The 21603-nt window shown below is 68.6% G+C and carries 17 protein-coding genes; 6 read left to right on the top strand and 11 right to left on the bottom strand.

Going from position 1 to position 21603, the window contains the following annotated elements; translation table 11 throughout:
• Positions 1-2: 2 nt before the first annotated feature.
• From ACL9RL_RS06145 to eno, 4 genes are all read right to left on the bottom strand, one after another.
• Positions 3-1286 (bottom strand): S8 family serine peptidase, encoded by a 1284-nt coding sequence (locus ACL9RL_RS06145; RefSeq protein ID WP_422779334.1) that lies wholly within the window; start codon positions 1284-1286, stop codon positions 3-5.
• 41 nt (positions 1287-1327) lie between these two features.
• Positions 1328-1849: a DUF501 domain-containing protein gene (locus ACL9RL_RS06140; protein WP_422779333.1), complete on the bottom strand. Its 522-nt coding sequence runs from the start codon at positions 1847-1849 to the stop codon at positions 1328-1330.
• 35 nt (positions 1850-1884) lie between these two features.
• On the bottom strand, positions 1885-2661 hold the full coding sequence (locus ACL9RL_RS06135; protein WP_422779332.1) for an FtsB family cell division protein: 777 nt from the start codon (positions 2659-2661) through the stop codon (positions 1885-1887).
• A 90-nt stretch (positions 2662-2751) separates the two neighbouring features.
• A complete protein-coding gene (gene eno / locus ACL9RL_RS06130) occupies positions 2752-4032 on the bottom strand; it encodes a phosphopyruvate hydratase (protein ID WP_422779331.1) in 1281 nt (426 codons plus the stop codon).
• Between the two features lie 115 nt (positions 4033-4147).
• Between eno and ACL9RL_RS06125 the strand changes: the two genes are divergently transcribed.
• The 3 genes from ACL9RL_RS06125 to gap all read left to right on the top strand — a co-directional run bounded on the left by ACL9RL_RS06125 (position 4148) and on the right by gap (position 7323).
• The gene (locus tag ACL9RL_RS06125) at positions 4148-5032 is read left to right on the top strand and encodes an aminoglycoside phosphotransferase family protein (protein ID WP_422779330.1); all 885 of its coding nucleotides are present in this window, start codon (positions 4148-4150) and stop codon (positions 5030-5032) included.
• Positions 5033-5127: 95 nt separating this feature from the next.
• Positions 5128-6072, top strand: a complete 945-nt coding sequence (locus ACL9RL_RS06120) for a GlxA family transcriptional regulator (RefSeq protein ID WP_422779569.1) — start codon at positions 5128-5130, stop codon at positions 6070-6072.
• Between the two features lie 252 nt (positions 6073-6324).
• Positions 6325-7323, top strand: coding sequence for a type I glyceraldehyde-3-phosphate dehydrogenase (gap, locus tag ACL9RL_RS06115; protein WP_422779329.1), 999 nt, complete (start codon positions 6325-6327; stop codon positions 7321-7323).
• A 160-nt stretch (positions 7324-7483) separates the two neighbouring features.
• Here gap and ACL9RL_RS06110 read toward each other — a convergent pair whose 3' ends face one another.
• Both ACL9RL_RS06110 and hisS read right to left on the bottom strand, forming a co-directional pair.
• Positions 7484-8476 (bottom strand): endonuclease/exonuclease/phosphatase family protein, encoded by a 993-nt coding sequence (locus ACL9RL_RS06110; RefSeq protein ID WP_422779328.1) that lies wholly within the window; start codon positions 8474-8476, stop codon positions 7484-7486.
• A 274-nt stretch (positions 8477-8750) separates the two neighbouring features.
• On the bottom strand, positions 8751-10031 hold the full coding sequence (hisS, locus tag ACL9RL_RS06105; RefSeq protein ID WP_422779327.1) for a histidine--tRNA ligase: 1281 nt from the start codon (positions 10029-10031) through the stop codon (positions 8751-8753).
• A 174-nt stretch (positions 10032-10205) separates the two neighbouring features.
• Here hisS and ACL9RL_RS06100 point away from each other — a divergent pair, with 174 nt between their 5' ends.
• Both ACL9RL_RS06100 and ACL9RL_RS06095 read left to right on the top strand, forming a co-directional pair.
• Positions 10206-11099: a PhzF family phenazine biosynthesis protein gene (locus ACL9RL_RS06100; protein WP_422779326.1), complete on the top strand. Its 894-nt coding sequence runs from the start codon at positions 10206-10208 to the stop codon at positions 11097-11099.
• A gap of 232 nt (positions 11100-11331) precedes the next feature.
• Positions 11332-12783, top strand: a complete 1452-nt coding sequence (locus ACL9RL_RS06095; protein ID WP_422779325.1) for an MDR family MFS transporter — start codon at positions 11332-11334, stop codon at positions 12781-12783.
• A 75-nt stretch (positions 12784-12858) separates the two neighbouring features.
• Here the strand turns inward: ACL9RL_RS06095 and ACL9RL_RS06090 are convergent, their stop codons facing one another.
• The 3 genes from ACL9RL_RS06090 to ACL9RL_RS06080 all read right to left on the bottom strand — a co-directional run bounded on the left by ACL9RL_RS06090 (position 12859) and on the right by ACL9RL_RS06080 (position 15595).
• Positions 12859-13125 carry a hypothetical protein gene (locus tag ACL9RL_RS06090; RefSeq protein WP_422779324.1) on the bottom strand — a complete coding sequence of 89 codons (267 nt, stop codon included), beginning with the start codon at positions 13123-13125 and terminating at the stop codon, positions 12859-12861.
• A 245-nt stretch (positions 13126-13370) separates the two neighbouring features.
• On the bottom strand, positions 13371-13985 hold the full coding sequence (locus ACL9RL_RS06085; protein ID WP_422779568.1) for a MazG family protein: 615 nt from the start codon (positions 13983-13985) through the stop codon (positions 13371-13373).
• A gap of 86 nt (positions 13986-14071) precedes the next feature.
• Positions 14072-15595 carry an aldehyde dehydrogenase family protein gene (locus ACL9RL_RS06080; protein WP_422779323.1) on the bottom strand — a complete coding sequence of 508 codons (1524 nt, stop codon included), beginning with the start codon at positions 15593-15595 and terminating at the stop codon, positions 14072-14074.
• A 204-nt stretch (positions 15596-15799) separates the two neighbouring features.
• On the opposite strand from ACL9RL_RS06080, the gene ACL9RL_RS06075 reads away from it, so the two are divergent.
• The gene (locus tag ACL9RL_RS06075) at positions 15800-16978 is read left to right on the top strand and encodes a Na+/H+ antiporter NhaA (RefSeq protein ID WP_422779322.1); all 1179 of its coding nucleotides are present in this window, start codon (positions 15800-15802) and stop codon (positions 16976-16978) included.
• Between the two features lie 207 nt (positions 16979-17185).
• Here the strand turns inward: ACL9RL_RS06075 and ACL9RL_RS06070 are convergent, their stop codons facing one another.
• Positions 17186-17794, bottom strand: coding sequence for a hypothetical protein (locus tag ACL9RL_RS06070; protein ID WP_422779321.1), 609 nt, complete (start codon positions 17792-17794; stop codon positions 17186-17188).
• Between the two features lie 22 nt (positions 17795-17816).
• The gene (mfd, locus tag ACL9RL_RS06065) at positions 17817-21428 is read right to left on the bottom strand and encodes a transcription-repair coupling factor (RefSeq protein ID WP_422779320.1); all 3612 of its coding nucleotides are present in this window, start codon (positions 21426-21428) and stop codon (positions 17817-17819) included.
• Between the last annotated feature and the right edge of the window lie 175 nt (positions 21429-21603).

Raw genomic sequence — 21603 nt, 5'->3', positions numbered from 1 at the left:
CGCTACCTGCGCAGCACCCGCTTGAAATGCCTGGTAGCGCCGATGGCACCGAGCAGGACAAGGCTACCAGTTCCGAGGAGCAGGGCGAGCGGCAGGGAGACGTACATGAGGGACTCCGGTGTCGGCAGGAACGGATTCGCTTGCACAACACCTGTCTCGGCCGGTGGGATCGTCGGCGGCGCGGGAGCAGCGGTCGACGGATTCTCTTGCTGATCAGGGGTCTGTTCTGCCCTGCGGTACAACGTGATCCAGTCGCTCAGCTGTTTCGCCGGGCTCGTCGTCGCCGGGCCGACGTCGGCGGTCACTGCTTTTGCGGCATCGATGAGGCCGTAGCCGTAGATGGGGCTCGGTGTGGAGGAGCCGGCGGGCTTCGCCGTCGCGGTGATCCGTTCCATCACATCGGCAGCACTCAGCTCCGGATGCGCGGACTTCACGAGCGCGGCAAGACCCGAGACGAGCGGCGCGGCACCGCTCGTGCCCTGCCACATGACGTACCCGCCGTCCGGCGTCACCCCGACGAGCTGTTCGCTCGGCGCCGCCACCGCGATCGTGATGCCCTGACTCGACGCGTCGAAGCTCGCACTGCCCGAACGGTCGACCCCAGCGACCGTCAGCACACCGGGGATGGTCGCCGGCGCACCGACCTCGACGGTCCCGCTCCCGCGGTTGCCCGCCGCAGCCACGATGACGACGTTGTGCTCGAATGCGTACAGGAACGCACTGTCCCAGCTCTCCGGCCAGTCCAGGCTGTTGCGGGTGAGGGACATGTTGATGACGCCGGCGCCGTTGTCGACGGCCCAGCGGATGGCTTTGGCGATCTGGTCGTCCCAGGGGATGACACTGGATCCGTCGGCGCCGAAGCCGACGGAGATCGACAGGAGCGATGCCTCCGGTGCGACGCCGATGACGCCGGCGCCTGCGCCCCTCCCCCGGCCCGCGATCAATGATGCGACGAGCGTACCGTGATTGCTGCCCTCCGCACCGACCGGGGTCCGGCCGTCCGGGCTGCCGAGCCCTGACACATCGATTCCGCCCACGACGGCGCCGTTCAACTCGGCAGGACCGCTCGCGATCCCGGTGTCGATGACGGCCACCGTGACCCCTGCACCCTTCGTCGTGTTCCACGCCGTTGAGAAGCCGTAGTCGCTTAACCAGTACTGCATGTCGCGCACCGTGTCGGCGTGGGCGGGAGCGGCGATGCTGCCCAGCAGGAGCACGGCGACGGCCCCGGCAATCGCGCGCGCGACGAAGCCCCGCTTCCGCGCCCCCGCGCGTGATCCCTGCACTCCAGCCCCCGTGCGTCGCGTGCTGCCGCGACCCGGGAGCGTCAGTCGGTCGGCACCCCGTAGTCGGCGCATACGCATACTTCCGGGCTCCAGCTGGATCGCGCGAGCGCGAGATCGCCGATGGGGTTGACGCCTGGGCCTGCCGCGAGGGTGTGCCCGACGAGGGCGTGCAGGCACTTGACGCGGGTGGGCATCCCACCGGCCGAGATGCCGTCGATCTCCTCGACCGCCTGGATCGAGGTGCGGTCGGCGAGGTACGCCTCGTGGGCGTGCGCGTACTGCTCGCGCACCGCCTCGTCCTCCTGCAGGAGGTCGTTGTACTCGTTCATGACCTGCGTGGCTTCGAGCGTGGAGACGGCGGCCGTCGCCCCGGGGTGCGTGAGGTAGTAGAACGTGGGGAACGGGGTGCCGTCCGCAAGCCTCGGCGAGGTGGAGACGACGGTCGGGGCGCCGCAGACGCAGCGCGCGGCGATGCCGACGACGTTGCGCGCCGGGCGTCCGAGCTGGGCCGAAACGATCGCGACGTCCTGCTCGCTCACCGGGCCGAAAGGTGGGGTGGTCATGCAGCCATTATCCCAGGCTCCGCAGGAGCGGTGCGCTACGGGGCCTTCGGGGCGTCGGTCGGCGCATCGGCCGGTGTGCCGCTCGGCGCCTTGGTGTGCTCGGGAGCCGGCGAGAATCCGGTCGCGACGATCGACGACAGCAGCCCGTGCAACCAGTCCGACTTCGTGGCGACCAGGCCGTCGCTCACCGGTTCTTTCCCGGCCGGGATGCTCGCGGGGTCGAGGTCGTTGATGACGATGTAGCTGACCTCACCAGGCAGCGCGTAGAAGAGACGCTCGCGGGCCTGCGTCATGACGTAGGTCTGGTCGTTCCACCTGGCGCGCTCCTTGGTGAGCTCGTCCACCTGGGCCTTTGTGCGCTGCACGTCGAGCTGCAGCGACGCGATCTGCTGCCGCTGCTCGATGAACGTCTTGAGGTTCGGCGCGAGGACGATGACCCCGAGGATCAGGATGCCGATGAGCAGCACCGAGAACCCGGAGACGCGCAGGCTGCGCAGCCAACCGCCGACGCCCTGTCCACCGGTCTGCTGGGGCCGACGGGGGCCGGCCGTGTCGCGGGGCGGGCGCGGAGACGATGTGGCCTTCGAGGGTGCGGTCTTGGAGGACGTGCCCTTCCCCGATGCCGACTTGGACGATGCGGGGGCGGAGGACGCGGAGGCTTTCGATGCCGCCTTGCCCGACGACGCACGCGGCGCGGACGCAGACGGCTTCGCGGACGGCTTCCCCGACGACTTCGCGCCGGTCGCGTCACCGGCGGAGGCGCCCGCCGTGCCTGGTCTCGGCTCCTTGCGGGGCCCGTTCGACTGGGGCATCGACGGTTTCTTCACGCGGCGCCCTCCGATGAACGACAAAGACTCTCTGGGATGCCGATCGGCACCCCAGAGAGTCTCAGGATGTCGATGCTAGGCGGTGAATCGCGGGAAGGCGCTGCGGCCGGCGTAGACGGCAGCCGTGTCCAGCTCTTCTTCGATCCTCAGCAACTGATTGTACTTCGCGACGCGCTCGCTGCGGGCAGGCGCACCGGTCTTGATCTGTCCGGCGTTCGTTGCGACGGCGAGGTCGGCGATGGTCGTGTCCTCGGTCTCACCGGAGCGGTGCGAGAGGATCGTCGTGTAGCTGGAGCGCTGTGCGAGGGCGACGGCGTCGAGCGTCTCGGTGAGCGTGCCGATCTGGTTGACCTTCACGAGCAGCGAGTTGGCCGCACCGCGCTTGATGCCGTCCGCGAGACGCTTCGGGTTGGTGACGAACAGGTCGTCGCCGACGATCTGGACCTTCGAGCCGAGCTCGGGGGTGAGGTGCGCGTAGCCCTCCCAGTCGTCCTCGGCCAGCGGGTCCTCGATCGTGATGAGGGGGTAGTTGGCGACGAGGTCCGCGTAGTACGCGGTGAGCTCGGTGCTGTTCAGCTGCTTGCCCTCGAAGTGGTACGCGCCGTCCTTGTAGAACTCGGACGATGCGACGTCGAGGCCCAGCGCGATGTCTGTGCCGAGCGTGAAGCCGGCCTTCTCGATGGCGGCGACGATGAAGTCGAGTGCCGCACGGTTGTGCTCGAAGTCGGGAGCGAAGCCGCCCTCGTCGCCGAGGCCGGTCGCGAAGCCCTGCTCCTTGAGGAGGCCCTTCAGCGTGTGGTAGGTCTCGGTGCCCCAGCGGAGCGCTTCCTTGAACGACGAGGCGCCGATCGGGAGGATCATGAACTCCTGGATGTCGACGCCGGTGTCGGCGTGCGAACCACCGTTGATGATGTTCATCATCGGGACGGGGAGGACGTGTGCGTTGGCGCCACCGACGTAGCGGTAGAGCGGCAGGTCTGCGGAGTCAGCAGCGGCGCGTGCGACCGCGAGGCTGGCGCCGAGGATCGAGTTGGCGCCGAGGCGGCTCTTGTTCTCCGTGCCGTCGAGCTCGATGAGCGTCTGGTCGACGAGGCGCTGGTCGTCGGCCTCGAGGCCTTCGAGTGCCGGGCCGATCTCGTCGAGGACGGCGTCGACCGCCTTCTCGACACCCTTGCCGAGGTAGCGACCCTTGTCGCCGTCGCGCAGTTCGTATGCTTCGAACGCGCCGGTGGAAGCGCCGGATGGAACGGCGGCGCGGCTGACCACACCGTCTTCGAGCAGCACCTCGACCTCAACGGTCGGGTTGCCACGGGAGTCAAGAATTTCGCGAGCGCCTACTGCCTCGATGAGTGCCACGGGTGTTCTCCTTGTGGGGATGGGAAAGTGGAACAGGAACGTCCTCGGTCCGGTTTCAGTCTAGTGACACGCCGCCCGGAGGCTAGCATCGGACCAACGAACGGGAGGTGAACCGATGGCCGTCAAGCCCCACGCCGACATCGACGTCGATCGGACGCTCGTCTCCCGCCTGCTGCTCGAACAGCACCCGGATCTGGCCGGCCGTCCGCTCCGCGTCGAGAACGCCGGTTGGGACAACACGATCTTCCGGCTCGGCCGTGATCTCGCCGTCCGGATGCCCCGTCGCGAGGCTGCCGCGCACCTCATCGAGCACGAGCAGCGGTGGCTCCCTCGGCTGGCGGACGTGCTCGACGTCAGAGTGCCGACACCCGTGCGGGTCGGTGCGCCGTCCGATGCGTTCCCGTGGTCCTGGAGTGTTGTGCCGTGGTTGGAGGGCGAGGCCGTCTCCTCGACGTCGCGGGCCCACCGCCGCTCCATCGCGCACGAGCTCGCCACGTTCTTCCTGCAGCTGCACCGGCCGGCGCCGAGCGATGCTCCGCCCAATCCCGTGCGCGGCGTCCCCCTCGCGCATCGGCACGACACGGTCTCAGAGCGCTTGCGATGGCACGGGTTCCACCGGGCGGATGAACTGCAGGCCCTGTGGTCGCACGCCCTCGCCGCCGCTCCGTTCACGGGACCGCCGGTCTGGTTGCACGGCGACCCGCACCCGGCAAACCTCCTGGTTGCGGACGGCGCGCTGTCCGGCGTCATCGACTTCGGGGATCTGACCGCCGGCGACCCGGCGACCGACCTCGCCGCGGCCTGGCTCGTGTTCGACGACGCCGGACGGGAGCTCTTCCGCCGGTCCATCGAGGACGGCCGGACCATCGATGCCGCCACCTGGTTGCGGGCACGCGGCTGGGCGATCGCGATCGGGACGGCGCTCGTCGCCGCATCGGACGACGACCCCGTGTTCGCGGCCATCGGACGCAACACCCTGGACGCCGTCCTCGACGGCTGATCGCGCGGCCGCACCGCCAGCCCGCGGCGAGCGAAGCACAGCGCATCACACGAACCATCCCGAACGAGAGGCCAGCCGTGGCACGAAGCCGAAGCATCCACCGGGTCGCCGTACTTGTGCTCGAAGGCGCGAAGCCGCTCGACGTCGGGATTCCGGCGCAGGTGTTCACGAGGCGGTCCAGCATGCCGTACGAGGTGCGGGTCTGCGGGGCGAGCGCCGGACTCGTGCGCGGCGGGGACGGGCTCGCCTACCACGTGGCCGACGGGCTGGAGGCGATCGCGTGGGCCGACACGGTCTTCATCCCCGGCTACCGGGAACCCGCGAAGGAGGACCCGCCGCAAGCGGTCCTCGACGCACTGCTCGCCGCGCACGCACGGGGCACGCGGCTCGCCGCCATCTCGACGGGCGCATTCGCCCTGGCCGCGACGGGCCTCCTCGACGGCAAACGGGCGACGACCCACTGGCACTACACGCGGATCCTGCAGGAGAAGCACCCGCTCGTGCACGTCGACGAGGACGTGCTGTTCGTCGACGAGGGCGATGTGCTCACCTCGGCCGGCGCGGCATCCGGCGTCGACCTGTGCCTGCACCTCGTCAGACGCGACCACGGCGTCGGGCTCTCGAACCAGGTCGCGAGGCGACTCGTCGCGGCCCCCTACCGCAGCGGCGGGCAGGCGCAGTTCGTGCCGCGATCGGTTCCTGAACCGGTGGGCGAGGTGTTCGCGGCGACGAGGCACTGGGCGCTGGAACGCCTCGAACAGCCGTTGACCGTCGCCGACCTGGCCGGGCACGCGAGCGTGTCGACGCGGACCTTCTCCCGACGCTTCGTCGAGGAGACCGGGTACACGCCGATGCAGTGGGTGCTGCGGGCGCGCATCGACCTGGCACGCGAGCTGCTGGAGCGGAGCGAACTCGGCGTCGAACAGATCGCGGACCAAGTCGGTCTCGGCACCGGCGCGAACCTGCGGATGCACTTCCACCGGGTGCTCGGGACCTCGCCGAGCGAGTACCGCCACACCTTCGTCCAGCCGACGGAGTAGCGCGGAGGGTCGGGTCGTCGTGTCGGGTCGGGTCGATGGATTCGATGCGGGCCAGCCGACCGGAGCGGCGCGATCGGCTCGATCGGCTCGATCGGCTCGATCGGCTCGAAAAAGTTGGCAGGATCCTTGCGGTCGCCAGCACGGCCGGGTGGCGTGATCCTTGCGAGGACTGTCGCTGCGGCCACTGCCGGAGGTGCTCGATGTCGACGAACGTTGACGAGACGAACCTCGTCGACGAAAGGAACCACCACCATGACCCGCATCGCCGTCAACGGCTTCGGCCGCATTGGCCGCAACGTCCTCCGCGCCCTCGAAGGACGCGACACGGACCTCGAAGTCGTCGCGATCAACGACCTCACCGCGCCGGAGACGCTCGCCCACCTCCTGCGCTACGACAGCTCCCTCGGCCGATTCGACGGCACCGTCGAGGTCGACGGCGACACCCTCGTCGTCAACGGCAAGCGCATCCGCGTCCTCGCCGAACGCGAACCGGCGAATCTCCCCTGGGCCGAGCTCGACGTCGAACTCGTCCTCGAATCCACCGGCCGCTTCACCTCGGCAGACGCCGCGCGCGCCCACCTCGACGCCGGCGCGAAGCGCGTCCTCGTGAGCGCACCGGCAACCGACGCGGACGTCACACTCGCGTTCGGCGTCAACACCGAGGCCTACGACCCGGCCGTGCACACGATCGTCTCCAACGCCTCCTGCACCACCAACGCGCTCGCACCACTCGCCGCGGTCCTCGACGAACTCGCCGGCATCGAGCACGGGTTCATGACGACCGTCCACGCCTACACGCAGGAACAGAACCTGCAGGACGGTCCGCACCGTGACCTGCGACGCGCACGTGCGGCCGGTGTGAACATCGTCCCGACCACGACCGGCGCGGCGAAGGCGATCGGCCTGGTGCTGCCGCAGCTCGACGGCAAGCTCTCCGGCGACTCGATCCGCGTGCCCGTTCCGGTGGGATCGATCGTCGAGCTCAACACGACGGTGGCCCGCGAGGTCACCCGCGAGCAGGTCCTCGATGCCTACCGCACGGCCGCCGCCGGCACGCTCGACGGGATCCTGGAGTACACCGAGGACCCGATCGTGTCGAGTGACATCACCGGGAACCCGGCATCGGCGATCTTCGACTCCGCGCTCACGCGTGTCGAGGGGAAGCACGTCAAGGTCGTGGCCTGGTACGACAACGAGTGGGGCTTCTCCAACCGAGTTGTGGACACGCTGGGGTTGCTCGCGGCGGAGTAGGCCGTCCTTCCGGGCCCTTCGACAGGCTCAGGGACCGGTCGTCCCCGGTCCCCGCGGTCCCTGAGCTTGTCGAAGGGCCCACGGTCCCTGAGCTTGTCGAAGGGCCCGTCCCCCGGTCCCTGAGCCTGTCGAAGGGCCCGCGAGGCCCACCGCCCGGACCTCACTCCGCGATGCTGAACGACGCCACCACACCGTGGTGGTCGCTGCCGGACGACTCCACGACCCCGTTGTACGTCGGCGTCAATCCGCGCGTGAACACGTGATCCAGCCGGATGAGCGGCGCACCGGCCGGCCAGGTGAGCCCGAAGCCGCCATCGGACTGATTGGCCTCGTGCACCTCTGATTGCAGAGCGGCGAGCGCACGATCGGACGGCGACGCGTTGAAATCGCCCAGGACGATGACGTGTTGACGGGTGTTCGCCCGCACCTCGTCGGCGAGCTGTGCGAGCATCGTGTCCCGGTCGCCGTGCGCGCCGGGCCTCGCGGAGTCCGCGTGGATGACGTAGATGCTCACGAGGCCGGCCGGGGTGGTGACGACCGCGTTGATTGCCCGGTACCAGTCGAGGCCGAGTTTGAGTCCGATGGAGTCGTCGATCGGGAACTTGCTCCACAGGCCGACCGTCCCGGTGATCACCGAGTGCGGGTACTCGGCGGAGAGGACGTTCTCGACCGGTTCGCGGTCGTCGCCGGTCAGCTCCTGCAGGGCGATGAGGTCTGCGCCGCTCGCGGCGAGCGCGGACGCGATGACGGCCGGGTCGCCTGCAGGACCGAGGTTCTGGCTGGCGACCGTGATCGCGTCATCGGCTGGGACCGATGCCCGGCTGTCGCCCAGCGGGACGAGCGCACCGCCGAACATCACGCTCCAGACGATCGCCGGCGCGAGGAAGCCGACGACGGCGCCAGGCGTGCGGGCCACGAGCATCGAGACGAGGAGCACCGGCAGCAGCACCCAGCTCCACACGAGCGCGCTCTCCCAGACGAGTCCGAGTCCGGCGATGTCCGGCACGAGTGCGTGCGCACCGAGGCCGACCGCCAGGAGCACGCCGACGACGAGCGTCAGCCCGGTCGCGCGGCGCCGGGTCGGACTTGTGCGCCGCTTCGTCGCCGTCGGACGGTTCGCCTCAGGACGGCGTGGTGCTGTCGTGAGGGTCATCGGGTCCTGTCGGTTCGGGGTGTCGTCCAGCGTCTCGCGCCGTCGGTGTCACGCGCCGAAGGCGTCGTGCGCAGTCAGCGTCACGCGCCGAAGGCGTCGTGCACTGTCGGCCTCCCATCCTGCCTCTTCGCCCTGAACGCTCTCTGAAGCCCCACCCAACACTCGTCGCCCATCCCACCCCGCCCCATCCCCCCATCCGTCGAGGGGTCGCAAATTGCGGGTGCGAGGCGCCGGGACCCGCAATTTGCGACCCCTCGGCAGAGAGAGGAAGGGGTTAGGAGCGGAGCGACTTGGGGTCGAGGGTCGCGAGGGTGGTGGTGGGCGTGACGAAGGCGAAGGAGCCGAAGCCGGCGGCCGTCACGCGGTCGAGGAGCGCCTTGAGGTTCTTGACGCGCGGTTCCAGGCGGACCCGGCGGCCCGTCGCGACGAGCTCGGCCTTCAGGGCGACGAGCGTCACCGGCGGGACGTCACGGTCGTGCACGAGGACGATGGCGTCGTCGATGGCATCCGACGGCAACTCGACGAGATCCACGATGCGCTCGAATCCGATCGAGGACCCGGCGGCCGGGACGTCCTGCCCGAGGAACCGACCGATCATGCCGTCGTATCGACCGCCACCGCCCAAGGAATACCCGAGGTCCGGGTGCGCGATCTCGAAGATCGTGCCCGTGTAATAGCCCATGCCGCGCACGAGGAACGAGTCGAACACGAGCGGCCCGTCGAGCGGGCTCGGGTCGTCAACACCGACGGAGGTCGCAGCGAGCACGGCGCGACCGAGCGCATCGAGCTCGGCGACGACGACGTCATCAACGCCGGCCGGCAACGCCTTACGGATGGCACGCTCACCGAAGGAGTTGACCTCCAAGGTCTGCGGGCGGTTGAAGAACGCTTCGAGCGCATCGACGGCCGCAGCGTCGACACCGCGGTCGCGGAGCTCTGCGACGACACCCGTCTGGCCCACCTTGTCGAGCTTGTCGATCGTGATGAGGACCTGCGCGTGGCTCGCCTCTGGGAACCCGAGCGTCTCGAGCATGCCGATCAGGAGGCGACGGTCGTTGATACGGACCGTGCAACCCTCGATGCCCAGCTCGCGCAGCGTCGCGACCGTAGCGGTGATGAGCTCGACCTCCGCGAGGTTGGACGACTCGCCGATGATGTCGATGTCGCACTGCACGAACTGGCGGTAACGCCCCTTCTGCGGTCGCTCGGCGCGCCAGACCGGCCCGATCTGGATGGAACGGAAGACCGGGGGCAGCTCCGCGCGGTGCGTCGCGTAGTACCGGGCGAGCGGGACGGTCAGGTCGTAGCGGAGCCCGAGGTCCGTGAGGGATGCCTGGTCCGATGCGCCGGCCGCGACGTCCTCATCGGACAGGCCTCGCTTCAGGATGTTGAAGGCCAGCTTCTCGTTGTCCCCGCCGAGGCCCGAGTGCAGTCGGTCGTAGTCCTCCACCATCGGCGTCTCGATCTCGTCGAAGCCGTGCGAGGAGAAGGTGCGACGGATCGTGCTGAGCGCGTGCTCCCGTTTCGCCTTGTCGGTGGGAAGGAAATCACGCATGCCACGAGGCGGGGTTACAGGAGCAGCCATGACTGACATTCTGGCATGGAGACGGAGTCGGCGTTCGCGGCGGAATACCAGCCGACGCCGGCGCCTTGACCTGTCCCAAGAACCATCGCGCCCATCGGCCAGTCGGCGCAGCGCACACCCAGAACGCCCCAGAGAAGAGCAGACATGCCCCGGAAACCGCATGTCGAACGCTACGCATCCTTCGCGGAGCACCCGGACTCCGGCAACCCGGCCGGTGTGGTCCTGCACGCCCAGGACCTCGGCGCAGACGAGATGCAGGACATCGCGGCAGAGGTCGGGTACAGCGAGACAGCGTTCGTGACGTCTGCTCTGGATGCCGGCGCACCCCTGACGGTCCGGTACTTCGCACCGGAGGGCGAAGTGGACTTCTGCGGGCACGCGACGGTCGCACTCGCCGCGGCACTTGGGCGAGAACTCGGGTTCGGCGCGTTCGATCTGCACACCAACGTCGGGCCGGTGCCCGTCTCCGCCGAGCAGCGCGGTCAGTTCATCATCGGTTCGCTGCAGAGTCCGCCGATCTCCAGCACGCCCATCGACGGCGCACTCCTCGACACCCTGCTCGGCCTCCTCGGGTGGAGTGCGGCGGATCTCGACCCGGCCTATCCGCCGGCCATCGGATTCGGCGGGAACCAGCATCCGGTGCTCGTCGCCAGAGACGTCGCACGGCTCGCGGACCTCGACTACGACTTCGATGCGCTGCGGCAGCTGTCCAGAGCCGAGAACTGGATCACCGTCCAACTCGTCGCACCGACCGGGCCGTCCGAGTGGAGATCACGCAACCCGTTCCCCTGGGGCGGGGTCGTCGAGGACCCGGCGACCGGCGCGGCCGCAGCGGCATTCGCCGGGTATTTGCGAGCCGTCGGCCATGTGGCGACGGGCGATCGGTTCACGATCGTGCAGGGCGTCGAGATGGGGCGGACGAGCCGCATCGAGGTCGAGGTGCTCGATGGCACGGCGAGGGTGTCCGGGCCCGTGGCGGTCATCGGGGATGAGGTGGGCCCTTCGACAAGCTCAGGGACCGGCCGCCCCGGACACTGAGCCTGTCGAAGTGGGAGGGGTGACCGCGGACCCTTCGACACGCTCAGGGACCGGTAACCCCGGACCCCGGACCCCGGACACTGAGCCTGTCGAAGTGGGAGGGACAACAGCGGACCCTTCGACAAGCTCAGGGACCGGAGGACCGAGGGCACCAGGGCGGAATACGGGACGGGCCACACGCCTTGAGGTGTTGGGAGGCCGAGTAGGCTGCCTCCGGAACGGAGCAACACGGATGGCTGCAGCATCTCACAGCGGCGGAGTCGGATTCCGATCCGATCGAGGCCCGATCCTGATCGCGTTGATGCTCAGCACCGCGCTCGTCGCCATCGACTCCACGATCATCGCGACCGCTGTCCCGAGCGTCGTCAAGGACCTCGGCGGGTTCTCGCAGTTCCCGTGGCTGTTCTCCATCTACCTCCTCGCGCAGGCGGTCTCGGTGCCGATCTACGGCCGACTCGCCGACATGTACGGACGCAAACCGGTCATGCTCGTCGGCATCGGACTGTTCCTGCTCGGGTCGATCCTCTGCGGCCTCGCCTGGAACATGCCGGCCCTCATCGCGTTCCGCCTCATCCAGGGACTCGGCGCCGGCGCGGTCCTCCCGATGAGCGTCACGATCGCCGGCGACATCTACACGCTGCAGGAACGCGCGAAGGCGCAGGGGTACATCGCGAGCGTGTGGGCGATCTCCTCGGTCGTCGGCCCCACCCTCGGCGGTGTGTTCTCCGACTTCATCTCCTGGCGCTGGATCTTCTTCGTCAACATCCCGCTCTGCCTCCTCGCCGGCCTCCTCGTCTGGCTGAACCTCCGCGAGCGCTTCGAACGCACGAAGCAGACGATCGACTACGCCGGGGCGATCCTCCTCACCGGGGGCAGCACGCTGCTCCTCCTCGGACTGCTCGAAGGCGGCCAAGCCTGGGCGTGGGAATCGCCGCTGAGCTTCGGCGTGTTCGGGTTGTCGCTTGCGATGCTCGTCGCGTTCGTCCTCGTCGAGCGTCGCGCAGCACACCCGATCCTGCCGCTGTGGATCTTCAAGCGACGAGTCATCGTTGCCAGCAGCATCACCTCCGCGGGCGTCGGCGCCATCATGCTCGGGCTGTCCTCTTACGTGCCGACGTTCGCGCAACAGGTGCTCGGGACGAGCGCGCTCATCGCGGGCTTCGCGCTCGCCGCGCTCACGATCGGCTGGCCCATCGCCGCAGCACAGAGCGGACGGCTGTATCTGCGCATCGGATTCCGGGCGACCGGGATGATCGGCACGGGCCTCGTGGTGGCCGGCACCGGGCTGATGCTCCTCATCGGGGCGCACTCCCCCGTGTGGCTCGTCGCACTGTTCTGTTTCGTCATCGGCGGCGGCATGGGCCTCGTCGCGACGCCGACGCTCATCGCGGCGCAGTCGAGCGTCGGGTGGAGCGAGCGTGGTGTGGTGACCGGGACGAACCTGTTCGCCCGGTCGATCGGCAGTGCGATCGGGGTCGCCGTGCTCGGGGCGATCGTCAATGCGAAGCTCGGTGCGCACGCGGGCGATCCGTCTCCGGCGGAGCTGACGGCGGCCGTGCACCTCGTGTTCATCGCGTTGGCGGTTGTGGCGGTGGGAGCGCTGATCGCGGTGTCGTTTATGCCCAAGGGCGTGCCGGAGGCTCCGGCGCCAGTCGATTCCCAGACGGAGCCCGCTGCGGCCTGAGCCCTTCGACAAGCTCAGGGACCGGGGGTGGGCCCTCTGAAGAGAGCGGAATAGGAGCATTCATGCTCCGCACGACTACCGACGCACAGTCGCCTCGATCGCGACGACGATCGCGCCTGCAACCAGCCACAACAGGAATGAACTGACACCGACGCCGAGAAGAACCGTACTAAGCGCGAACGCGCTCGGGACAAGGAGCAAGAACAGCCCCAGCAGTGTGCCAGCGATGCCGATGATCGCGAGCGCAGTCAAGTACGGGTTCTTTCGAACAGCCTCCGTCGGACCGGAACCGTACTTCGTCTCGATCTCCTCGCGGCTGATCGGTTTGCTGTCATCACTCATGCTCGAAGCGTATTGGGCGACCGACCAGTTTTGATACTCCCCAAATCAGGCGTCAGGAGACGGAGCCTGCTGCGGCCTGAGCCCTTCGACAAGCTCAGGGACCGGGGCGACAGACTCAGGGACCGCGTGGAGTGGGCCCTTCGACAAGCTCAGGGACCGGCGCGACAGACTCTGAGACCGAGTGGGGTGGGCCCTTCGACAAGCTCAGGGACCGGGGCGACGGGCTCAGGGATTGAGAGGACCGGTCACTGAGCTTGTCGAAGTGTCTCTGCGGAACGGATGTCGCCCTGGAGCGTACGGAGCGCGCCGCGGAGCGCCCGCTCGGCATCGAGGCCCCGACCTCGTGCCTCGGCGACGATCGCGAGGAGTTGCACACCGAGTGCCTCCTCATCGGCTGCGGCAACGCTCGCGTCCACCTCGGCAGGCTCGACCCCGACCTTCGCCGCCCGGCCCAGCACCTTGTCGGCGAGCGCGAGCGACGGCATCGCCCGCGGGATCCCGTCGAGGACGCTCGTGCGGGTGGACTTCTCCGTCGATTTCGCCGCGTTCCACACCCGGATGACGTCCTCGGGCGTCAACGCGACCTCGTCGCCGAACACGTGCGGATGCCGACGCACCATCTTTTCCGTGACCGCGCGGGCCACGTCGTCGAAGTCGAACGGCTCCTCCAGGTCCCGTGAGGCGATCTCGGCGTGGAACACGACCTGCCACAGGACGTCACCGAGCTCCTCGATCAGTTCCGCACGCGAGCCGTCCTCGATCGCCTCGACGAGCTCATAGCTCTCCTCGATGAGGTACGGCACGAGCGCATCGTGGTCGATGCCCTTGGTCCACACGCACCGGTCGCGGATCTGTCGCATCGCATCGACGAGTTCGGCCGCAGGCGAGGCACCAGGCGAGGCACCAGCAACCACCGATCCTGACGTCGACGCCGTCGTTTCAGCACTCACGCCGCCGGACCACGCTCTCCACGGCCGGTGCGGGCGATGATCCTGGCGATGCGATCGCGGGCCTCGGTGAACGGCGGATATACGAGCGACATCGTGTCGGGCGACAGCGGCTTCGACAGCACGGCCTTCTCATGGCTGAACGTGTCGAACGAGTACTTGCCGTGGTAGCGGCCCATCCCACTCTCCCCCACTCCGCCGAACGGCAGCCCTGGGACGAGCAGGTGCGCCGCCGGGATCCCGAACGCGAGCGCACCGGAGGACGTGTCGGTCGTGAACCGGCGGCGCGTGGACTGGTCGTCGCTGAACACGTAGAGCGCGAGGGGTTTATCGCCGGCGCGGATGTGCGCGATGGCCTCCTCCAAGCCGCCGACGTGGACGATGGGGAGCAGCGGTCCGAAGACCTCCTGCTGCATGATCGGGGCCTGCGGATCGACACCGTTCACAACGGTCGGCGCAATGTAGCGTTCCGCCGCATCGGATTCACCGCCGAAGGCCGGAGTCAGCCCGTCGAGCAGCCCGGTGATCCGCGCCTGGTGGCGCTCCGTGATGATGCGTCCGTAGTCGGGACTCGACGCCGGATCCGGGCCGTAGAGCTCTCGGACGGCATCTTTCAGGTACGGAACCAGTCGGTCGGCGACGGAGCGGGTGGCGAGCAGGTAGTCGGGCGCGACGCACGTCTGCCCGGCGTTCAACAGTTTGCCCCACACGATGCGCCGCGCGGTGTCCGCGAGGTCGACCGTGTCGTCGACATAAACGGGCGACTTGCCGCCGAGTTCGAGTGTGACGGGCGTCAGGTGTTCCGCCGCCGCGCGCGCGATGATCCGGCCGACGGCGCCGCTGCCCGTGTAGAAGATGTGGTCGAACCGCTCCTCGAGGAGCGCCGTGACGATCTCGTGGCCGCCCTCCAGGACAGTGATCGCGCGGTCGTCCAGGTACTCGGGCAGCAGCCTCGCGAGCGCCGCACTCGTTGCGGGGGCCAGTTCGCTGGGCTTGAGCGCGATCGTGTTGCCGGCGGCGAGCGCACCGATGACGGGACCGACGCACAGCTGCACCGGATAATTCCACGGACCGATCACGAGGACGACGCCGAGCGGCTCGGAGACGACCTTCGCCGTCGCCGGGGCGAGTGCGACGGGCACGGCGACGCGCTTCGGACGCAACCATCCGCGCAGGTGGCGGATCGTGTGATCGAGCTCGGCGACGATGAGGCCGATCTCGGTCAGCTGCGACTCCGTGCCACTCTTGCCGAGGTCGGTGCGCAGGGCCCGTTCGAGCTCCCCGCCACGCTCGACGAGCAATTGCTTGAGCGCCTTCAACTGGCGAAGACGCCACGCGTACGGCTTGGTCGTGCCACGGTCGAACACACGACGGAGTTCGGCGACCGCATCGGAGGCGATCGCCCGGTGGTCGATCTCGGGGGCGACCTGCTGCGCGTCGTCCTCGGCTGCCGACCGTTTCCGTGTGGCCGTCCGTGTCGTTGTGGTCCGTGCCGTCGTCGTCCGTGCCGTTGTGCCCGCCATCTGAGTCCTCCGCATCGACTTCACCGTCCGCACCAGACTAACGCCGCCCGGCCACGATGATCCCGGAAATCCCGCGCGCCGCCCAGCTCCCACGGAGCCCCGCGAGATATACTGGTGACTGGTGTGTCGGGAAGTCTGGTCGACGAAGACGTCAACGACCCGAAACCGCAGCGCACTCGCCGCTCCCAGCCCACCAGGAGTCCCATGAGCATCATCCGATCAGAGCGTGTGGCGGCATTCCTCCTCCTCGCCGGCGCCGTCCTCGGCCTCCTCATCGCCAACTCGCCGCTCGCAGCCGGCGCGTTCGCCATCCAGCAGTTCCACATCGCCATCCCGGGGACCGGGCTCGACCTCTCGCTCGGCCACTGGATCAGCGACGGCCTCCTCGCCGTGTTCTTCTTCGTCGCCGCCATCGAGCTGAAACACGAACTCGTCGCAGGAGAACTCAACTCGGTCTCCAAAGCGATCAGACCCGCCATCGCCGCCGTCGGCGGAGTCCTCGTCCCGTCGCTCATCTTCCTCGCGATCACCGCCGGCACCGACTTCCAACGCGGATGGCCCATCCCGACCGCCACCGACATCGCCTTCGCGCTCGGCGTCCTCGCCATCTTCGGCAAGGGGCTGCCCGGCCGGCTGCGGGTATTCCTCCTCGCCCTGGCGATCCTCGACGACATCATCGCGATCATCATCATCGCCGTGTTCTTCACCGAGCAGCCCCAGCTCCTCCTGCTCGCCCTCGCGGCGGTCGTGGTGGTCGCCTTCGGGCTGCTGAGCCGGTTGTTGGGCGGCCGATGGCGTGTGCTCGCTGGGATCCTGATGGTCCCGCTCGCGCTCGTCGCCTGGGGCCTCGTCGCGCAGTCCGGCGTGCACGCCACGATCGCCGGTGTTGCACTGGGACTCGCGATGCGGCACCGCCCGGCCGTGAAACTCCGGCACACCCTCGAACCGTTCACCAACGGCGTCGTCCTGCCGCTGTTCGCGTTCTCAGCGGCGCTCGTCGCCGTCCCGAGCATCCCGATCACCCAACTGAGCGCACCGTTCTGGGCCATCATCGTGGCGCTGCCCGTCGGCAAGATCATCGGCATCGGGCTGGGCGGGTGGATCGGCACGTTCGTCGGGCCGCGCGGGTCCAAACCCAACATCAGTCTGATGGGGCTTGCGACGGTCGGTGCGCTCGGCGGCATCGGGTTCACCGTGTCGCTACTCATGAACGACCTCGCGTTCGAGGGCCTGCCGGAGATCCGGAACGAGGGGACGCTCGCCGTCCTCATCGGTTCGGGGATCTCGATCATCGTGTCCGGGATCCTGGTCAGCCGGTTGGCCGCGCAGCATCGCGCGCTTCGGTCCCTTCGACAGGCTCAGGGACCGGTTGAGGCGGAGTGACCGCCGGTGTCGCGCGCGGTCACTGAGCTTGTTGCGCGCGGTCACTGAACTTCAATCGCCCGGTCACTGAGCTTGTCGAAGTGCCCTTCGACAAGCTCAGGGACCGGTGCCCCGCTCTCAGGGACCGGGACCAGCAGCAGCGCCCTTCGACAAGCTCAGGGACCGGGGGCCAGCGCTCAGGGACCGAGGGCCCCTCAGTGAGCGAGACTAGCGGCGGAGCCCTGCGACAGCGACCGCGACGTCTACGACCGAGTCCACGGGAATCAGCGTGTCCGGGGACGCTCCGAGCAGGGTGCCGGTGGCGACCACGGTGACTGTCCCCTCCGGATAGAGCACCTGCACGGATCCGGCCTCGCCGAGCGTCGCGGCGTCGGAACCCAGCAGGAGCCGACCGCCCAAGGCCGCAGCGCGCGGATGGTCCGTCGCTCCGGCCAAGGTGGCGAGGTCGTCGGCGCTCCACGCCGTGCCGTCGACCGTGATCCCGAGCGCGGCGTAGTCCTCGATGTTGCTCTCCCCGGCGTCCAGTGCTGCGTTGGTCCACACACACGTCGTCCCGGAGGAGTCCTCGGAAGAGTCGTCCGCCGAGAAGGAGAAGGCTCCCGTGATCGGCGCAGCCACAGCGGCCACGTCATCACAACCGATCACCAGGGCCGAAGACCCGGAAGCGGTCCCGTCGACGGGCGCCGCCGTCTCCGAGGAAGCGGACGTCGACCGGGTCGTCTCCCCGGATGCGTCGGCGCATCCGGCGAGCATCAGGAGGCCGATGGGCAGGGCTGCGGCACACCAGAGCCGCGCGGAGAGGGAAGAGGTGGTCACGGCAAAATCTTAGGGGCTCGCCTCACTTCTGATCTGACGGGACGTCCGGCAGGGGGAAGATCGCCGTCAGGAACTGGTGCACCCAGTCGATGAGGTCCGCATCCGGCAGCGCCTCGTCGTTGACCCGCGGCATCGGCACCATCAACGCGTTCGCCTGCGACAGGTACTTCGCGCCAGGATGCATCCGCCGGAGCCTCGCCTGGATCGAATCTGGCAGGTCAGCCGGTGCGACCCGGAGATTGCTGCCCATTGCGACGACATCGCTCAGCCCGGACTGCTGCGCACGCTGACGCAGCCGGGAGACGGCGATGAGGTTGCGCACCTGCTCGGGCGGTTCGCCGTAGCGGTCGGTGAGTTCGTCGATCACCAGTTCGATCTGGCCGGCCTTCGCGGCAGGACCGGACGCCGCGGACAGCTTCTGATACGCCTCGAGGCGCAGCCTCTCACTGTCGACGTAGTCCTCCGGGATGTGGGCGTCGACGGGCAGTTCGAGACGGAGTTCCGTCTGCCCCTCCGCGACATCGCCTCTGAAGGTGGACACCGCCTCGCCGATCATCCGCAGGTACAGGTCGAACCCGACACCCGCGATGTGCCCGGCCTGCTCGCCGCCGAGCATGTTGCCCGCACCACGGATCTCCAGGTCCTTGAGCGCGACCTGCATGCCGCTGCCGAGCTCGTTGTTCGCCGCGATCGTGGACAGGCGGTCGTGCGCGGTCTCCGACAGCGGCTTGTGCTCGTCGTACAGGAAGTACGCGTAGGCGCGCTCCCGGCCGCGACCAACACGGCCGCGCAACTGGTGGAGCTGACTCAACCCGTACTTGTCGGCACGGTCGATGATGATCGTGTTCGCGTTGGAGATGTCGAGCCCGGTCTCGATGATCGTCGTACAGACGAGCACGTCGAACTTCCGTTCCCAGAAGTCGACCACGACCTGCTCCAGAGCAGCCTCCCCCAACTGGCCGTGCGCGATCGCGATGCGCGCCTCCGGCACGAGCTCGGCGATCTGCGACGCGACCCGGCTGATCGAGGACACCCGGTTGTGCACGAAGAAGATCTGCCCCTCGCGGAGCAGCTCACGGCGGATCGCTGCCGCGACCTGCTTCTCGTTGTACGGGCCGACGAACGAGAGGATCGGGTGGCGGTCCTCCGGCGGCGTCGCGAGCGTCGACATCTCACGGATGCCCGTGACCGCCATCTCCAGCGTGCGCGGGATGGGGGTCGCGCTCATCGCGAGGATGTCGACGTTGGTCTTGAGCTTCTTGAGGGCGTCCTTGTGCTCGACGCCGAACCGCTGCTCCTCGTCGATGATGACGAGGCCGAGGTCCTTGAACTGGATCTTGTCCGTCAACAGGCGGTGGGTGCCGATGATGACGTCCACCGTGCCATCGGTGAGGCCCGCGAGGGTCTCCTTCGCCTCCTTGTCCGTCTGGAACCGGCTGAGCGGCCGCAGATGGATGGGGAAGCCGGCGAAGCGCTCCTGGAACGTCTCGAAGTGCTGCCGGACGAGCAGTGTGGTCGGCACGAGCATCGCGACCTGCTTGCCGCCCTGCACTGCCTTGAAGGCTGCACGGACGGCCACTTCCGTCTTGCCGAAACCGACGTCGCCGGAGAGCAGGCGATCCATCGGGATCTCGCGCTCCATGTCCGCCTTGACCTCGTCGATGGTCTGCAACTGGTCGGGCGTCTCCGCGAACGGGAACGCCTCCTCCAGCTCACGCTGCCACGGCGTGTCCGGGCCGAAGGCGTGCCCCTTGGACGCCATCCGCGCCGAGTAGAGCTTCACGAGCTCCACCGCGATGTCGCGGACGGCCTTGCGCGCCTTGCTCTTCGCCTGCGACCAGTCGCTGCCGCCCATCTTGCTGAGCGCCGGCGCCTCGCCTCCGACGTACCGGGTGAGGAGGTCGAGCTGGTCCGTGGGGACGAGGAGCTTGTCTCCCGGGTGGCCGCGCTTGGACGGCGCGTACTCGAGGACGAGGTACTCGCGGGTGCTCTTGACCGGATTGCGACCGCCGCTCGAGACCTCTCGCTGGCTGAGTTCGAGGAACTTGCCGATGCCGTGGGTCTGGTGGACGACGAAGTCCCCGGCCTTCAACTGCATCGGGTCGACGACGTTCTTGCGACGCGTCGCGAGTTTCTTCACCAGGCGGGTGTCGTAGCCGGCGGTTCGGCCGTAGAACTCGGTTTCGCTGAGGAGCGCGATCGTCGCCTCGTCCAGCTCAAACCCGGCCTCCACATCGGCCTGGATGAGGTACGCGACCCCGGTCTCCGGCTTCGCAGGAAGCTCGTCCACGATGCGCGCGGCGACCTCGTGCTCCCCCAGCACGTCCGCAGCACGCTCCACCAGGCCGATGCCACGCGCCGTGACGACGACCGTCCAGCCCTCACGCACCCGCGTCGCGACGTGCTCGATCGCACCCTCGACGTTGCCGTTGAACGACGGGACGGCCGTGCCGCCCACATTGACGGTGAGGAGCTCGTCGAGTTCGAGTTCCTCCGGCAGCGGCTCGTCCGGGCCGGAGCGGAACCCGCTGAACGTCCACCAGGGGTGGTCGGGATTCGGCTGGCCTGGGGCGCTGAACGTGACCGAATCGCGCAGCTGTCCGAGGGAGATGAAGTCGCCGGAGGCGAGGTCGATGGGCGCCTGGGCGCCGACCGTGGCCGCGCTCCACGCCGCTGCGAGGAACTCGCGGTTCGTCTCGGCGAGGCTGATCGACCTCGTGACGACGCGCTCAGGCGACATGATCGCAACGGCAGCGCCGTCCGGCAGATAGTGGGTGATGGGGACGAGGCGGTCGACGAGCGCCGGGGTGAGCGACTCCATGCCCTCGACCGCGATGCCCTCGGAGATCTTCTCGAGGATGGCGGAGAGGCTCGGGAACTCGTGCAGCATCTCCTTCGCGCGCTGACGGACGGCGTCGTCCAGGAGCAGTTCACGGCTCGGTGGGAGCCGGACGCTCGTCACCGGCTCCGGCATGGAGCGCTGGTCCGCGACGGAGAAGGCCCTGATCTGATCGACCTCGTCGCCGAAGAACTCGATCCGGTACGGGTGATCGGCGACGGGTGGGAAGACGTCGAGGATGCCGCCGCGGAGCGCGAACTCGCCGCGTCGGGAGACCATGTCGACGCGTGCATACGCGAGGTCGACGAGCTGGCCGGCGATGGCCTGCAGATCGTGTCCGCGACCGCCCTCGGCCAGGACGATGGGCGCGATGTCGGTGAGGTTCGGGGCCACTGGCTGCAGCGCGGCGCGCACGGAGGCGACGAGGAGGAACGGCTTCGAGCCGTCCCAGTTCTTCAACCGGTGCAGCGCCTCGATGCGACGACCGACGATCTCGGCGCTCGGGCTGAGGCGCTCGTGCGGGAGCGTCTCCCAGGCCGGGAACTCCACGATCTCGGTGTCCGGCATCAGCCCGGCGAGCGATGCACGGAGGCTCTCGGAGTCTCGACCGGTGGAGGTGACGACGAGGGCCGCTGTGACCGATCCCTGCTTGGCACGTTCGGTGATGAGCGATGCCAACAGCGGCGCGCGCAGGCCGTCGATCACCGAGAAATCGGCGCTCTTGTCCGCGTACGCGAGGGCGTTGTCCATCGTGGAGGCGCGCAAAAGCGCATGAGTCAAACCCTGAAGCGTCACCAGACCAGCCTACGCGGGCCCACCGACATCGCTCGCTCCCCCGGTTACGCTGAGCGCGATGCGCTCGCGCACGCGCTACCCGGCGTCGCGAGCGCGGGTTGAGCGCGGGGCGCGCTCGCGGCACAACACCGCGCTCGCGCGCGTGCGCTCGCGCGAGCGCGCTGCGCGTGAATCC

The sequence above is a fragment of the Plantibacter sp. Mn2098 genome (assembly GCF_049319745.1).
Lineage (GTDB): Bacteria > Actinomycetota > Actinomycetes > Actinomycetales > Microbacteriaceae > Plantibacter.
Note: the sequence above shows the minus strand (reverse complement) of the source record. Positions and strands in the feature narration are given on the sequence as shown.